Origin of the sequence: Polaromonas sp. 39-63-25 (assembly GCF_002278925.1) — a bacterium.
In the GTDB taxonomy this organism is placed as follows: Bacteria; Pseudomonadota; Gammaproteobacteria; order Burkholderiales; family Burkholderiaceae_C; genus Polaromonas.
On sequence record NZ_NCJH01000007.1, the window covers coordinates 196,437 to 210,958 of the forward strand.

A 14,522-nucleotide genomic window follows, 5' to 3' on the forward strand; every position below is an offset into this window, starting at 1 on the left:
CTATTGTTTTTATAGCTGTCTGCGCTTGTCCCATAAGGGCTGGAGACCGAAAATACACGAAAAACTGGGCTGTTCGACCTAGTAAAGCGAAGGCTGCTCTTCCGGCCGCGTCTTGAACCGCTTGTGCACCCAGTAGTACTGCGCCGGCATGGTATCGATGTAGGCCTGTAGCTGGGTATTCATGAATGCGGTATCCGCCACCGGATCCTCCGACGGGAAGTGGGTCCAGGCCGGCAGCACCTCCACCTCGTAACCCCAAGACGTGAGGCGCGGCACCAGCGGCACCACCTTGGCGCGGCCCAGGCGGGCGAAGCGGGAGAGCGAAGGCACGGTTGCTGTCTGCACACCGTAAAACGGCACAAACACGGAGTCGTCGGGACCAAAATCCATGTCGGGCAGCAGGTACAACGGCTGCCCTTCGCGCAAGGCCGTCACGATGGGCTTGACGCCGTCAGCCCGTCCGAACAGCCGCAGGTGGCCAAAACGCTGGCGGCCGCGCAGTATCCAGCGGTCCACCAACTTGTTCGACTGGTCGGTGTAGATGGTGGTTGACTGGCGCGGCGAATGCAGGGCGGCGGCGGCCCAAGCCGCATCGAGACCGACAAAATGCGGCAGAAAAATCACCGTGGGGGCGTTGCCGGCGAGTTCGTGCACAGCGCCGGTCAGCCGCACGCGCCGCTGCACCCACGCCTGCGGCGCGTGCCACAGCCAGGCACGGTCCAGCCAGGCCTGCGCAAAATACACAAAGGTCTGCCGGGTCAGCTGGCGCCGCTCGGCCTCGCCGAGTGAAGGGAAACACAGCTGCAGATTGGCCTGCACGACGCGCCGGCGCGCCCCGACCAGGCCATACAGCGCCCAGCCCAAGGCCACACCGAACGCCCGCGCCAGGGGCAGCGGAAATACCGCCAGCACCTGCATCAGCCAGATGACGGTTCGGGTGACCAGACGGCCAAGCCATGGGCGGGAGTGCTTCAAAACGCGTCCTTGCGTGGTGTCTTGTAACGCGCGTAGCCCCACAGGTACTGCCCCGGCTGGCTCAGCACGATGGCCTCGATCGCCTGGTTGATGCGCGTCACAACATGGAGGATCTCGGCCTGCAATGGCCCGGCGCGCGGGCCGCCTTCGGCCGGCGGCGATTCCTGCGCCTGCAGGCCGGCGAGGGGCGGCCAGATCTTGAGAAAATAGCCTTCACCGCGCGGCAGGCGCTCGCAGCTCACCGGCAGCAACACGGCCCCGCTTTGCAGCGCCAGCCGGGCCGCCAGCGTCATGGTGTAAGCCGGCTGGCCGAAAAACGGCGCCCATACCCCCAGCCCCTCAGGCGGCACCTGGTCTGTCAGCAGGGCCACGGCCTGGTTGGCCTTGAGTGTCTTGTGCATCAACCGGATGCCGCTCAGGCTGGCAGGCACCACCGTCAGCTGCGGCCGTTGCCGGGTCGCCTGTTCAATCGCCGCCAGCCAGGACTTGCGGGCCGGCCGGTAAATCGCGGTGATCGGGCCATACAGCTCGGCCAGCGCCTGCGGGCCCAGCTCGAAGCTGCCGCAATGCGGTCCGAAAAAAATCACGCCACGCCCCCGTCCAAACGCCTGCTCGGCATGCGGCTGGCCCTCGACCTGCACATTGCCCAGGCATGACTCGGTTTGCGGCCGCATCCAGAGCTTGGGCAGTTCAGCCACAAAACGTCCAGCCTCGGCAATCGCCGGCCGGGCTGCCTCGAAAGTGATGCCCGCCTGCGCCACATTGGCGCGAAACTGCCGGCGGTAGCTGGGGCTGAGCAGCCAGACCAGCCAGCCCAGGGCCGCGCCCAGCGCATGCAGCGCGCGTAAAGGCCAGTGGGAGAAAAAACGGAACAGCAGGATCATGAAGGGCAGCTATGGGCGGGAACCCCTGTCGATGGACAAAACGATATAATTTAGGTTGTCGCCGAGTTACTGAACAACTTGCAGGGCGACATTAAACCAAACTGCTAAAGCGTTCGCCGAGGCACCCCAAGCCGGCAACGCGCCGACTAACTTCATGGAGTGTACGCAATGGCGAACGATTTTCTCTTTACTTCCGAATCCGTCTCCGAAGGCCATCCCGACAAGGTAGCCGACCAGATTTCCGATGCCATCCTCGATGCCATCTTCAAGCAGGACCCGCTTTCGCGCGTGGCCGCCGAGACCCTGACCAACACCGGTCTGGTGGTGCTGGCCGGTGAAATCACCACCAATGCGCATGTGGACTACATCCAGGTTGCCCGCGACACCATCAAGCGCATCGGTTACGACAACACCGAATACGGCATCGACTACAAGGGTTGCGCGGTGCTGGTCGCCTACGACAAGCAGAGCAACGACATCGCCCAGGGTGTGGACCATGCGTCTGACGACCACCTGAACACCGGCGCCGGCGACCAGGGCCTGATGTTCGGCTACGCCTGCGACGAAACGCCGGAGCTGATGCCCGCGCCGATTTATTACGCCCACCGCCTGGTCGAGCGCCAGGCCCAGTTGCGCAAGGACGGCCGCCTGCCTTTCCTGCGTCCGGATGCAAAAAGCCAGGTCACCATGCGCTACGTGGACGGCAAGCCGCACAGCATCGACACCGTTGTGCTCTCCTCCCAGCACAGCCCCGACCAGAGCGAAACGCCGCACAAGATGAAGGCCTCGTTCATCGAAGCCATCATTGAAGAAATCATCAAGCCGGTGCTGCCCAAGGAATGGCTCAAGGACACCAAGTACCTGATCAATCCCACTGGCCGTTTTGTCATCGGCGGCCCGCAGGGCGACTGTGGCCTGACCGGCCGCAAGATCATTGTGGACACCTACGGCGGCGCCTGCCCGCACGGCGGCGGTGCATTCTCGGGCAAGGACCCCTCGAAAGTGGACCGTTCGGCCGCTTACGCCGCCCGTTACGTGGCCAAAAACATCGTGGCCGCCGGCCTGGCACGCCAGTGCCAGATCCAGGTGGCCTACGCGATCGGCGTAGCACGCCCGATGAACGTTACGGTGTACACCGAAGGCACGGGCGTGATGTCCGACGAAAAACTCTCGGCGCTGGTCAATGAGCACTTTGACCTGCGCCCGAAAGGCATCATCCAGATGCTGGACCTGCTGCGTCCGATCTATGAGAAAACCGCTGCCTATGGCCACTTCGGCCGTGACGAGCCGGAATTCACCTGGGAACGCACCGATAAAGTAGCCGCCCTGAAGGCAGCGGCCGGCCTCAAGTAATTTATTCCCCTTGCGCCGGTGGAAGCCCGCAGATGGCCCCGTTTCCGCCCTGCGCTCAGGGCGGTAGTCAAAAAAAAGCCACCCGGGACGGTGACTTTTTTTGTTCGGCTGGACGGATTCTCAGCGGGTAAAGGGTGACGGCTCAATCCATTTGCCAGCCCCGACGTCGGTTGGTTTGGCATTCCGGTCGGGCTTGGACTGCGTCTTGTTCGTTCCCTCCTCGCCAAAGGTCTTGTTCAAGGCGCTGTCTTTTTCCACTTCGGTTTCGTTCTGGTCCCGCTGGTTGCCTTGTCCCACACTGACGTCAGCCATATCTTCTCTCCATGGTAGTTAAGGGATCAGCTCGCGAAGCCAGACGGGCTGCCGGAAGGCTTCTGCAACTGCGCGACCGCCGCTGGAGTACCGGCTTTGACAAGAAACGGCCATGCCGAGCGGACCACGCCGCCACCCATGCCTGTCCCGTACAACCTGCCGTCTCCAGTCGCTGGACGCTCGTAACGAATGCCCGGCTGACCGGTTCCCGTGGCAATAACAAATTGGCTCATAAATTCCCCAATGTGGGCGAACGTGCCCGTCCATCAATCGTCAAGCCACTTTAAATCGGCAACCAGGCGCCCGTTGTCAGACGCCGGCCAGACTTTTGTAGGACAAACCATGCCGCTCCCCCTATGCGGCGGCGCCCACGGCAGGACATGAAACCGCCAGCGGCCTGTCCATTTTTGTGCCTTCTGACTTGAAACCGCCATGAAACGGCCTTATGATTAGCACTCGATGGTATTGAGTGCTAACAACCACTTACACCAGCCCATTCACAAGCACCCGCGTACCGCGCTGGTGCTTTTTGATTCCAAACCTGTTTCAAAACAAGGAGCTCCCATGAAACTTCGTCCCCTGCACGACCGCGTGATCGTCAAACGTGTTGAAAACGAAACCAAAACCGCCTCCGGCATCGTCATTCCCGACAGCGCCGCTGAAAAGCCTGATCAAGGCGAAGTGCTGGCTGTGGGCCCCGGCAAAAAGAACGACAAGGGCGAAATCAGCGCCATGGCCGTCAAGGTCGGCGACCGCGTCCTGTTCGGCAAATACAGCGGCCAGACCGTCAAGGTCGATGGCGACGAACTGCTGGTCATGAAAGAAGACGATTTGTTTGCAGTGGTCGAGAAGTAATTTCTCCCACGTCCACAACCCCTATTAACTGAATCTGGAGAATTAAACATGGCAGCAAAAGACGTCATTTTCGGCGGCGAAGCCCGCGCACGCATGGTCGAGGGTGTGAACATCCTGGCCAACGCAGTCAAGGTTACCCTGGGCCCCAAAGGCCGTAACGTGGTGCTCGAGCGCTCTTTCGGCGCCCCCACCGTGACCAAGGACGGTGTGTCCGTCGCCAAGGAAATCGAACTCAAGGACAAGCTGCAGAACATGGGCGCGCAGATGGTCAAGGAAGTTGCTTCCAAGACCTCCGACATCGCTGGTGACGGCACCACGACCGCAACCGTTCTGGCACAAGCCATCGTCCGCGAAGGCATGAAGTATGTCGCCGCCGGCATGAACCCGATGGACCTGAAGCGCGGCATCGACAAGGCTGTCACGGCCCTGGTCGAAGAGCTGAAAAAAGCTTCCAAGCCCACTACCACCAGCAAGGAAATTGCCCAGGTCGGCACGATTTCCGCCAACAGCGACGAAGAAGTCGGCAAGATCATCGCTGAAGCGATGGACAAGGTCGGCAAGGAAGGCGTCATCACTGTTGAAGACGGCAAGTCGCTCAACAGCGAACTCGACGTGGTTGAAGGCATGCAGTTTGACCGCGGCTACCTGTCGCCCTACTTCATCAACAACCCCGAAAAGCAGTCCGCCATTCTGGACAACCCGTTTGTGCTGCTCTACGACAAGAAAATCAGCAACATCCGTGACCTGCTGCCTACCCTGGAACAAGTCGCCAAGTCCAGCCGTCCTCTGCTGATCATCTCGGAAGACGTCGAAGGCGAGGCCCTGGCCACGCTGGTTGTCAACACCATCCGCGGCATCCTGAAGGTTGTGGCTGTCAAGGCCCCTGGTTTCGGCGACCGCCGCAAAGCCATGCTCGAAGACATCGCCACCCTGACCGGCGGCAAGGTCATCGCTGAAGAAGTCGGTCTGACCCTCGAAAAAGTGACGCTGGCCGACCTCGGCCAGGCCAAGCGCATCGAAGTGGGCAAGGAAAACACCATCATCATCGACGGCGCCGGTGCGGCTGCTGACATCGAAGCCCGCGTCAAGCAGGTTCGTGTCCAGATCGAAGAAGCGACCAGCGACTACGACCGCGAAAAACTGCAAGAGCGCGTGGCCAAGCTGGCCGGCGGTGTTGCCGTGATCAAGGTTGGCGCTGCCACCGAAGTCGAAATGAAAGAGAAAAAAGCCCGCGTGGAAGACGCCCTGCACGCTACCCGCGCTGCTGTGGAAGAAGGCATTGTGGCTGGTGGCGGCGTGGCTCTGCTGCGTGCCAAACAGTCTGCTGGCACCATCAAGGGTGACAACCCTGACCAGGACGCCGGCATCAAGCTGATCCTGCGCGCCATTGAAGAGCCGCTGCGCATCATCGTTTCCAACGCCGGCGAAGAGCCAAGCGTTGTCGTGAACGCTGTGCTGGCCGGCAAGGGCAACTACGGCTACAACGCCGCCAACAGCACCTACGGCGACATGATCGACATGGGCATTCTGGACCCCACCAAAGTGACCCGCACGGCCCTGCAGAACGCAGCATCCGTGTCGTCGCTGATGCTGACGACCGAGTGCATGGTGGCCGAGGCTCCGAAAGACGAGTCCGGCGCCGGCGGTGGCGGCATGGGTGGTGGCGACATGGGTGGTATGGGTGGCATGGGCGGCATGGGCATGTAATCCGGCTACTGCGCAGGCGCCATGCGTCGTTGGGCAGAAGGGGAAAGGAAGGGGCCCCTCCCCCTTCCCGTCGGAATCCTCACGTACCCAAGGTACGTTCCGGTTCCTGCGCTCCGTCCGCCTAGCCTGGCACCTGCTCGCTACGCCGTCCGGACTTTCCGGACAGCAAACAAAAAACCCGCAGGGCTCGCGCCCTGCGGGTTTTTTCATGCGCACGCGAAACTCAGACCGATGCGTATTCGCTGCCAGCGTCGCGTGCCGGCTGGACCCACCAGTAGACCAGCACGAACCAGCCGATGACGGTGAGCATGATGAGTTGCCACCAGCCGCTTTTGCCGATGTCGTGAAGACGGCGCGTACCGGCGGCCAGGGCCGGCAGCAGCAGTGCCAGGCCTACCAGGCCGCTGAGCGTGTCACTGAGCATCGAAGCGGCGATGGAGACCAGGATCTGGAACAGAAAGAACCACCAGAATTCAGGGCGCGATGCGCGACCGGAAAAGGTCGCGTACTTGGCGAAACAGGTGGAAATGGCTTGACCGAAGTTCATGTTTTTTCTCCTCCTCAGGATGCAGACAGGGCAAATTCCCCGCGCCATGATATGCCAGACCCGTGCCAGCGCTGTGGCTGTCCCTCAGCGAAGGCGCTGCAGCAAGCCCGCCGTCGAGGCGTCCAGCCCCGAAACATCTCCACTGCGCAGGCGCAACTCGATGTTCCTGGCCAGCACCTTGCCGAGCTCGACGCCCCACTGGTCAAAACTGTTGATGCCCCAGATGGCACCGCTGACAAACACGCGGTGTTCCTGCAGGGCAATCAGTGCCCCGAGGCTGGCCGGGCTCAGTTCTTCGAGCAGCAGGAAAGTGCTGGGCCGGTTGCCGGGGAAATGCTTGTGCCCACCTGTATCGTCCTTGCCCAGCATCAGCGCCTGGGCCTGGGCCAGCACATTGGCGAGCAGCTTGTCATTGTGGCCAGGCAAGCCATGGAAGGATTTTTTGACCGCGACAAACTCGACCGGCACCACGTCCGTGCCCTGATGCAGCATCTGGAAGTAGGCGTGCTGACCATTGGTGCCGGGCTCGCCCCAGAGCACGGGCGCGGTGGCAAATGGCAGCGGCTGGCCCCGCGCGTCCACGCGTTTTCCGTTGCTCTCCATCTCCAGCTGCTGGAGATACGCCGGCCAGCGGCGCAAGGCGCTGCTGTAGGGCGCCAGACTGCGGCTGGTGAAACGGTGAAAGTTGCGGTACCAGACATCGAGCAGGCCCAGGCGCACCGGCAGGTTCTGCGCCAGCGGTGCTGTGCGGAAATGGCCGTCCATCGCGTGCGCACCAGCCAGCAGCGCGCGAAAGCCCTGCGCGCCGATGCTGATGGCCAGCGGCAGGCCAATGGCCGACCACAGCGAATAACGCCCGCCCACCCAGTCCCAGAAACCAAACGTCGTGCTGATACCAAAGGCCTGGGCCGCTGCGACGTTGGTCGTCAGTGCCGCGAAATGACGCGCGATGTCCTGTCCGCCCTGTGCCTCGAACCATTGCCTGGCCGACAGGGCATTGGTCATGGTTTCGGTGGTCGTGAAGGTTTTTGACGCGATCAGGAACAGGGTGTTCTTCGGCCTGAGCTGCGCCAACACGCCGGCGAGCTCCTGCCCGTCGACGTTGGAGACGAAGTGAAAGCGCTTGCCGGGGATGCGCAAGGCGTCGAGCGCCAGCACCGCCATCTGCGGACCGAGGTCGGAGCCACCTATGCCGATGTTGACGATGTCGGTGATGGCCCCGTCCAGGCGCACCTGCTCTGCGTAGGCCAGCATGGCGGCCAGGGTCTCATGCACCTGGACGAGCCCGTTTGCTATATTTTCAGGAGCGGCTGTCGCCCGTCCCTGCTGGGCTGGAGCCTGATTTCTCAATAGAAAATGCATGGCCGCACGGTCTTCGCTGCGGTTGATCTTCTCGCCGGCAAACATCGCATCGCGGTATGGTTCCACGCCACGCTGGCGCGCCAGGTCCAGCAGCAAGGCCTGGGTGGGCGCGTCGATCAGGTTTTTGGAGAGGTCGGCAAAGACGTGAGGCGCCTCCAGGCTGAATGCAGCGAACCGGCCGGGATCGGCCGCAAAGGCCTGGCGCAGATCGAACCTTTTCCCTGTCGCGTCAAACTGCGCCTGCAGCGCAGCCCAGGCCGGGGTCTGGTGGCAAGGTGGTCGGTTCATCGGCCGGACCTAGGCGGCCAGCATCAGCTGTTCAAGCTTGACCGCATCGGCCGCAAAGGCGCGTATGCCTTCGGCCAGCTTTTCGGTGGCCATCGCATCCTCGTTGAGCGCGTAGCGGAAGGTCACCTCGTCAAAGCCGACGGCCGGCAGGTCCAGCGCCTGTGCGGCCTGGGCGTCCAGCGCGCGCGCCAGTGGTGCCTCGCTGGCGGCCAGCTGGCCCAACAGCTCGGGGCTGATGGTCAGCAGGTCGCAGCCGGCCAGGGCGGTGATCTGCCCGATGTTGCGAAAACTCGCGCCCATGATCTCGGTCTTGATGCCGAGTTTCTTGTAGTGGTTGTAGATCTGGCGCACCGACTGCACGCCCGGGTCGTTGGCGCCGGCATGGGCGGCCTCGTCCCACGCGGCGCCTGCCGATTTTTTGTACCAGTCGTAAATACGACCGACAAAGGGTGAAATCAGCTGCACCCCGGCCTGGCCGCAGGCCACCGCCTGACAGAAGGAAAAAAGCAGGGTCAGGTTGGTGTGGATGCCCCGGTCTTCGAGCCGGCGCGCGGCCTGGATGCCCTCCCAGGTGGCCGCCACCTTGATCAGCACGCGGTCGATGTGGATGCCTTCGGCCTCGTACAGCTCGATGATGCGTTCGCCACGCGTCAAGGTGGCGCTGCTGTCGAAGCTAAGGCGTGCATCCACTTCGGTCGACACCCGGCCCGGGATGATGGACAGGATCTCGCAGCCAAACCGCACCAGCAGCCGGTCCATGGTTTCATCGAGGGCGTGGCCGCGAAACTTCGCCACGGTGTCCACCAGCAGTGGCCGGTAATCGGACTTTTGCACGGCCTTGAGAATCAGCGAGGGGTTGGTGGTCGCGTCCTGCGGCTTGTAGGCGTCGAGCTGTTTGAAATCACCGGTGTCGGCCACCACGGTGGTGAACTGCTTGAGGGCTTCGAGTTGGTTCATGGTGAAAGTGTAGATGGGTCACGGCCAGGGCACTGTAAGACCAGGACCTGATTGAGTTACGATTATGGCAACATCCTATGAAACTTTATTACATATCTGCCGATCGGGAAGGTTGGGGCACATGAGTTTTGATCTGGTCCTGTTTGGCGGCACGGGCGACCTGACCTGGCGCAAGTTGATGCCCGCGCTGTTCCAGGCCTTCCGGCACGGCTCGCTGCCCGCAGACGGCCGGATTGTGGGTGTGGGCCGCGATGCCATGAGCGATGCAGAGTACCGTGCATTGATACGCGCACGTTTTGACAGTGTCGAGCTGGCCAAACGCCCCACCGGTGACGAGTTCGAACGTTTTGCCGCGCTGCTGCACTACCTGCGCATGGACCTGTCCGGTCCGGCCGACTATGCGGAACTCGCGACCCTGCTCAAAGCACGCCAGGCCGACACCGTGGTGATGTACCTTGCCACCGCGCCGACACTGTTCAAGGCGATCTGCGAAAACATGGCGACCGTCGGGCTCAACGGCCCGCAAACCCGCGTCGTGCTGGAAAAACCACTGGGCCATGACCTCGCTTCGAACCGCGCCATCAACGAAGCCGTGCTGCGTGTGTTGCCGGAAAAGCAGATTTTCCGCATTGATCACTACCTCGGGAAACCTTCGGTGCAAAACCTGTTTGCGCTGCGTTTTGGCAACTCCCTGTTCGAGCCGCTGTGGCGCCGCGAGACCATTGCCAACATCCAGATCACGATTGCCGAGGAACTCGGCGTGGAAAAACGCGGTGCCTTTTACGACAGCACCGGCGCGCTGCGCGACATGGTGCAAAACCATGCGCTGCAGCTGCTCTGCGCGATCGGCATGGAGCCGCCGATCAACGCCCACGCCGATGCCATCCGCGATGAAAAGCTCAAGGTCCTGCGTTCGCTGAAGGCATGGACACCGGAAACCCTGAAGCATCACGTGATTCGCGGCCAGTACGCCGCCGGCAACATCAACGGCGAAGCCGTGCCCGGCTACCTGCAGGAAAGCGGCGTCAGCTCGGACAGCCGGACCGAAACCTTTGTCTCCCTGCGCGCCGAAATCGCCAACTGGCGCTGGGCCGGCGTGCCGTTTTACATACGCACCGGCAAACGCCTGGCCGATCGCGACGCCCACATCGAGGTGAACTTCCGCCCGACGCCGCATGCCATCTTCAAGTCGCCATTGGGCGCCGGCAACCGGCTGGTGATCAACCTGCAGCCCAAGGACGGGCTGGAGCTGCACCTGCTGGCGCAAGGCCAGGACAACCGGCAGGGTGTACGCGCGGCCAGCCAGACGCTGGCGCCGGTGCAGCTGGACCTCGACTTTGACAAACGTTTTGGCACCGAACGTGTCGGTGCCTACGAACGCCTGCTGCTGGACGTGATCGATGGCCGGCTGAACCTGTTTGTGCGTAGCGACGAGCAGGAGGAAGCCTGGCGCTGGGTCGAACCGATTCTGGACGCCTGGCAACACGACACCGACGGCCCGCGCCCTTATACGGCCGGCACCTGGGGACCCAGCGCATCGAGCGCCATGATCGCGCGGGACAGCCACTGGTGGAGCGAAGAAAGTTGAGCCCCCACGGTCGCTCACTGCGAGCCTGCGGCAACTCCCTGCCCCTTGCATTGGAAAAGGGGCCGCTGCGCCTGCGGTCTGGCGAAGCCAGTCCCGCGGCCCCTGCTTGCAATATCCTTGTCATGCGCGACCATTGGGGATCTTCCAGTGCTTGACCGCATCAAAGCCTGTCTGCCCTCGCTGGCGCCGGCCGAGCAGCGTGTTGCGCACCTGGTGCTCAGCGATGCACGTGCCTTTGCCAGCCTGCCGGTGACCGAACTGGCCGCGCGCGCCCATGTCAGCAAGCCGACGGTGATCCGGTTTTGCCGCAGCGTCGGGTATGACGGCCTGTCGGACTTCAAGCTCAAGCTGGCCGGCAATGTCAGCGAAGGTGTGCCGTTCATTCACCGCAGTGTCGATGCGGACGACAAGACCGGCGACGTGCTGGTCAAGGTGATTGACAACACGGTGGCCGCTTTCCTGAAGTACCGCAACGACGCCAGTTCGGCGCTGATTGAAAAGGCCGTGCTGGCCCTGGTGGCGACCTGCAGCAGCGGCCAGCGCATCGAATTTTTCGGTGTCGGCAATTCCGGCATCGTCGCGCAGGACGCGCAGCACAAGTTCTTCCGCCTCGGGGTGCATGCCATTGCCTACAGCGACGGGCACCTGCAGGTCATGAGCGCCTCGCTGCTCAGGCCGGGCGACTGCGTGGTGATCATCTCCAACTCGGGCCGCACACGTGACCTGATGGACGCCTGCGACATCGCCCGCAAGAACGGCGCCACCACCATCGTGATCACGGCCAGTGGCTCGCCGCTGGCCGCCGCCGGCCACATCCATCTGGCGGCCGACCACCCGGAGGGCTACGACCGCTACAGCCCCATGGTGTCGCGCCTGCTGCACCTGATGATCATCGACATCCTGGCCACCTGCGTGGCGCTGCGCATTGGCAGCCCAACCCTGCACCCGTTGCTCAAGGAAATGAAGAACAATTTGCGGAGCAAGCGGTACGCGTAGGGTTCTTCGGTTTTTTTCTTACTGAGCCTGTTGAAGCCGCGTTTTCCCTCAAGGCTTTTTGGTTCGCTGCTGCCTGTTGGCCGGGGGTTGCCCGGCAGCAAGTAACTTTCTTTTGCGTCGCCAAAAGAAAGTCACCAAAGAAAAGGCGACCCGATGGTCTGGGTCCCTCCGCTTCGCTGCGGGCAGCCTGCGGTGCTCGCCGAAAGTGGGGTCGAGCTCGAACTCGCCTTCGGCTCAGACAATCGCTCGCCCTGATCCACTTTCGGCTGCGCTCCTCGGCCCAGCCCGACGGGTGGGAGAAAGAAAAAAATGCGGGGGAAGAAAATCCGGAGTCCTTGAAGCGCGCAGCGCTTCAAGGAAGGGAATTTCAACAAACGGCCATGTGTGCACGCGAGCGCAGCGCACGCAGCCAAATGAAGTCCCCCTCCATCGCCCAGCGGGGCGAGGGAGGGGTTAGGGGTGGGAGTGGGGAGTTGCGCCTACTGTCCCGAGCAGACCGCAGGCGCAGCGTGATGCCGCGAAGGGCTTGCACCCTTTTTGCGCCCATTTGGGAATGAAATCAGCCTCTAGCCCATATACAACAAGCGCCACCAGCTACAAAAAAAGGAGCGGTTAGATGCGGCCTTCTTCCACCGCATGGCAGGCGATCTTCACACCCTGGATGGTCAGGAGCTGCGGCCGCTCGGCGCGACAGCGGTCGTTGACGTGCGGGCAGCGCGGGTGAAAGGTGCAGCCTGTCGGCGGGTTCAATGGGTTGGGCACCTCGCCCTGCACCGGGGTGCGGGCGCGGCCGGTGTCATGCATTTTCGGGATCGCGTCCAGCAGCATGCGTGTGTAGGGGTGCTTCGGGCTGGCGAACAGCGTCTGCTTGTCGGACAGTTCGACCAACCGTCCCAGGTACATCACGCCCACCTGGTCACTGACATGGCGCACCACCGCGAGATTGTGCGAGATGAACAGGTAGGTCAACCCGCGCTCGCGCTGCAGGTCTTTCATGATGTTGAGCACCTGCGCCTGCACACTCACGTCGAGCGCCGAGGTCGGCTCGTCGCAGACCAGGAATTCCGGCTCGGTGGCGAGTGCCCGGGCAATCGAGATGCGCTGGCGCTGGCCGCCCGAAAACTGGTGCGGAAACTTGACCATGTCCAGCGGCGACAGGCCGACGGACTTGAGCAGTTCGCCCACGCGCGCCTTGAGCTCGGCCTCGTTGGTGATCAGGCCGTGTTCCTTGAGCGGCTCACCCACGATGTCTTCCACGATCCAGCGCGGATTCAGGCTCGCGTACGGGTCCTGGAAAATCATCTGGATGCGGCGTCGCAGTTGCCGGCCCTGTGGCGTCTTGAAGGCGGCATGCGCATCCTGGCCATCAAAGGTCAATCCGCCACGGGTCGGCTCGTACAGGCCCACCAGCAAACGGGCCACCGTGCTTTTGCCGCAGCCCGACTCGCCAACCAGAGCCAGTGTCTTGCCTTTTTCAATCTCGAAGCTGACGCCGTCGACGGCATGCAGCATCAGCCGGGGCTTGCCTTCGAGCACGCGGTTCAGCCAGGGCGGGGATACATCAAAGGTCTTGGCCAGGTCAAAAGCCTGAACCAGAGGAGCCCCCACGCTTGTCGCTGCGCGTACGTCGCTGCCCCCCGGGGGGGCTGTTTTCCCTTGGGGCGGCCCTGCGGGAAAACGGTCGCCCACGCTTGTCGTTTCACTGTTGCTCATGCGGTCGCTCCCACCGTGGCATCGTGCAGCCAGCAGGCGGCGCGTGTGGCACCGGCAGGCAGCAGGTCCGGCCTGTCCTGCGTGCAGCGGTCAAACACCTTGGGGCAGCGCGGATTGAAGGCGCAGCCCTGTGGAATGGCGTTCAGACGCGGCATGGCGCCGTCAATCTGGTTGAGTCGTTCGCGGTCCAGCGTGATGTCGGGGATCGCCTCCATCAGGCCTGCGGTATAGGGATGGGACGGGTGATTGATCACCTCATGCACCGGGCCAATTTCGGCAATCCGGCCGGCGTACATCACGGCCACCCGGTCGCAGGTTTCGGCAATCACGCCCATGTCGTGGGTGATCAGCATCACCGCGGCACCACGCTTCTTGCAGATGCTTTTGAGCAGCATGATGATCTGCGCCTGGATCGACACATCGAGCGCCGTGGTCGGCTCGTCGGCCACAATCAGCTTGGGTTCGGCGGCCAGCGCCAGGGCGATCACCACGCGCTGGCGCATGCCGCCCGAGAACTGGTGCGGAAAATGTTCAATGCGCTGCTCGGCCGCCGGAATGCCGGTGTCCTGCAGCAGGGAAATGGCGCGCTGGCGCGCTTCGGCGTTGCTGACCGGCAGGTGCGCCTGTATCGTCTCGATCAACTGGCGGCCCACCGTGTACAACGGGTTCAACGAGGTCAGGGGGTCCTGGAAAATAGCGCCGATCTTGCGGCCGCGAATGTGGCGCATCTGCTCGTAGGGCAGGTTGTCGATGCGCTCGCCTTCGAGCAGGATCTGCCCGCCGCCGATGCGGCCCGGCGGCTCCAGCAGGCCGATGATGGCAGCGCCGGTCAGCGACTTGCCGGCGCCCGACTCGCCGACCACGCCGAGGATTTCACCGGGCGCGATATCAAACGAAATGTCGTCGAGCGCCCGCAGCGTACCGCGCCGGCCGGGAAACTCGACGATCAGGTTCTTGACTTGTAAGAGGCTCATGTTGAAATGCA

The 14,522-nt window shown here is 62.7% G+C and carries 14 protein-coding genes and 1 other RNA gene; 6 read left to right on the forward strand and 9 right to left on the reverse strand.

Annotated features, from left to right (window positions below; translation table 11 throughout):
* Window positions 1–78: 78 nt before the first annotated feature.
* Window positions 79–975, reverse strand: coding sequence for a lipid A biosynthesis acyltransferase (locus tag B7X65_RS10695; RefSeq protein ID WP_293594287.1), 897 nt, complete (start codon window positions 973–975; stop codon window positions 79–81).
* Window positions 972–1,859, reverse strand: a complete 888-nt coding sequence (locus tag B7X65_RS10700; RefSeq protein ID WP_293594288.1) for a lysophospholipid acyltransferase family protein — start codon at window positions 1,857–1,859, stop codon at window positions 972–974. The genes B7X65_RS10695 and B7X65_RS10700 overlap by 4 nt, the downstream gene beginning before the upstream one ends.
* A 168-nt stretch (window positions 1,860–2,027) precedes the next feature.
* Here B7X65_RS10700 and metK point away from each other — a divergent pair, with 168 nt between their 5' ends.
* Window positions 2,028–3,212 carry a methionine adenosyltransferase gene (gene metK, locus B7X65_RS10705; protein ID WP_293594289.1) on the forward strand — a complete coding sequence of 395 codons (1,185 nt, stop codon included), beginning with the start codon at window positions 2,028–2,030 and terminating at the stop codon, window positions 3,210–3,212.
* 120 nt (window positions 3,213–3,332) lie between these two features.
* Here metK and B7X65_RS10710 read toward each other — a convergent pair whose 3' ends face one another.
* Window positions 3,333–3,524 carry a hypothetical protein gene (locus B7X65_RS10710; RefSeq protein ID WP_293594290.1) on the reverse strand — a complete coding sequence of 64 codons (192 nt, stop codon included), beginning with the start codon at window positions 3,522–3,524 and terminating at the stop codon, window positions 3,333–3,335.
* Window positions 3,525–3,550: 26 nt separating this feature from the next.
* Window positions 3,551–3,757, reverse strand: a complete 207-nt coding sequence (locus tag B7X65_RS10715; RefSeq protein WP_293594291.1) for a hypothetical protein — start codon at window positions 3,755–3,757, stop codon at window positions 3,551–3,553.
* A gap of 331 nt (window positions 3,758–4,088) precedes the next feature.
* Here B7X65_RS10715 and groES point away from each other — a divergent pair, with 331 nt between their 5' ends.
* The 3 genes from groES to B7X65_RS10730 all read left to right on the forward strand — a co-directional run bounded on the left by groES (window position 4,089) and on the right by B7X65_RS10730 (window position 6,241).
* On the forward strand, window positions 4,089–4,379 hold the full coding sequence (gene groES / locus B7X65_RS10720; protein WP_096667046.1) for a co-chaperone GroES: 291 nt from the start codon (window positions 4,089–4,091) through the stop codon (window positions 4,377–4,379).
* A 48-nt stretch (window positions 4,380–4,427) separates the two neighbouring features.
* Window positions 4,428–6,086 (forward strand): chaperonin GroEL, encoded by a 1,659-nt coding sequence (groL, locus tag B7X65_RS10725; RefSeq protein ID WP_293594292.1) that lies wholly within the window; start codon window positions 4,428–4,430, stop codon window positions 6,084–6,086.
* Between the two features lie 81 nt (window positions 6,087–6,167).
* A non-coding RNA gene (locus B7X65_RS10730) (sX9 sRNA) lies at window positions 6,168–6,241 on the forward strand.
* Between the two features lie 68 nt (window positions 6,242–6,309).
* Here the strand turns inward: B7X65_RS10730 and B7X65_RS10735 are convergent.
* The 3 genes from B7X65_RS10735 to tal all read right to left on the reverse strand — a co-directional run bounded on the left by B7X65_RS10735 (window position 6,310) and on the right by tal (window position 9,240).
* Complete coding sequence (locus B7X65_RS10735; protein WP_293594293.1) at window positions 6,310–6,633, reverse strand: DUF805 domain-containing protein; 324 nt, start codon at window positions 6,631–6,633, stop codon at window positions 6,310–6,312.
* A gap of 84 nt (window positions 6,634–6,717) precedes the next feature.
* Window positions 6,718–8,283, reverse strand: a complete 1,566-nt coding sequence (pgi, locus tag B7X65_RS10740; RefSeq protein WP_293594294.1) for a glucose-6-phosphate isomerase — start codon at window positions 8,281–8,283, stop codon at window positions 6,718–6,720.
* Window positions 8,284–8,292: 9 nt separating this feature from the next.
* Complete coding sequence (gene tal, locus B7X65_RS10745; RefSeq protein ID WP_293594295.1) at window positions 8,293–9,240, reverse strand: transaldolase; 948 nt, start codon at window positions 9,238–9,240, stop codon at window positions 8,293–8,295.
* Between the two features lie 121 nt (window positions 9,241–9,361).
* Here tal and zwf point away from each other — a divergent pair, with 121 nt between their 5' ends.
* Together zwf and B7X65_RS10755 are read left to right on the forward strand one after the other, a co-directional pair.
* Entirely contained in the window at window positions 9,362–10,828 is a 1,467-nt protein-coding gene (zwf, locus tag B7X65_RS10750) for a glucose-6-phosphate dehydrogenase (protein ID WP_293594296.1), read from the forward strand.
* A gap of 147 nt (window positions 10,829–10,975) precedes the next feature.
* Window positions 10,976–11,824, forward strand: a complete 849-nt coding sequence (locus tag B7X65_RS10755) for an SIS domain-containing protein (RefSeq protein ID WP_096698505.1) — start codon at window positions 10,976–10,978, stop codon at window positions 11,822–11,824.
* 612 nt (window positions 11,825–12,436) lie between these two features.
* Here the strand turns inward: B7X65_RS10755 and B7X65_RS10760 are convergent.
* Window positions 12,437–13,432: an ABC transporter ATP-binding protein gene (locus tag B7X65_RS10760; protein ID WP_293594461.1), complete on the reverse strand. Its 996-nt coding sequence runs from the start codon at window positions 13,430–13,432 to the stop codon at window positions 12,437–12,439.
* A 101-nt stretch (window positions 13,433–13,533) separates the two neighbouring features.
* Window positions 13,534–14,511 (reverse strand): ABC transporter ATP-binding protein, encoded by a 978-nt coding sequence (locus B7X65_RS10765; RefSeq protein ID WP_293594297.1) that lies wholly within the window; start codon window positions 14,509–14,511, stop codon window positions 13,534–13,536.
* Window positions 14,512–14,522 lie beyond the last annotated feature (11 nt).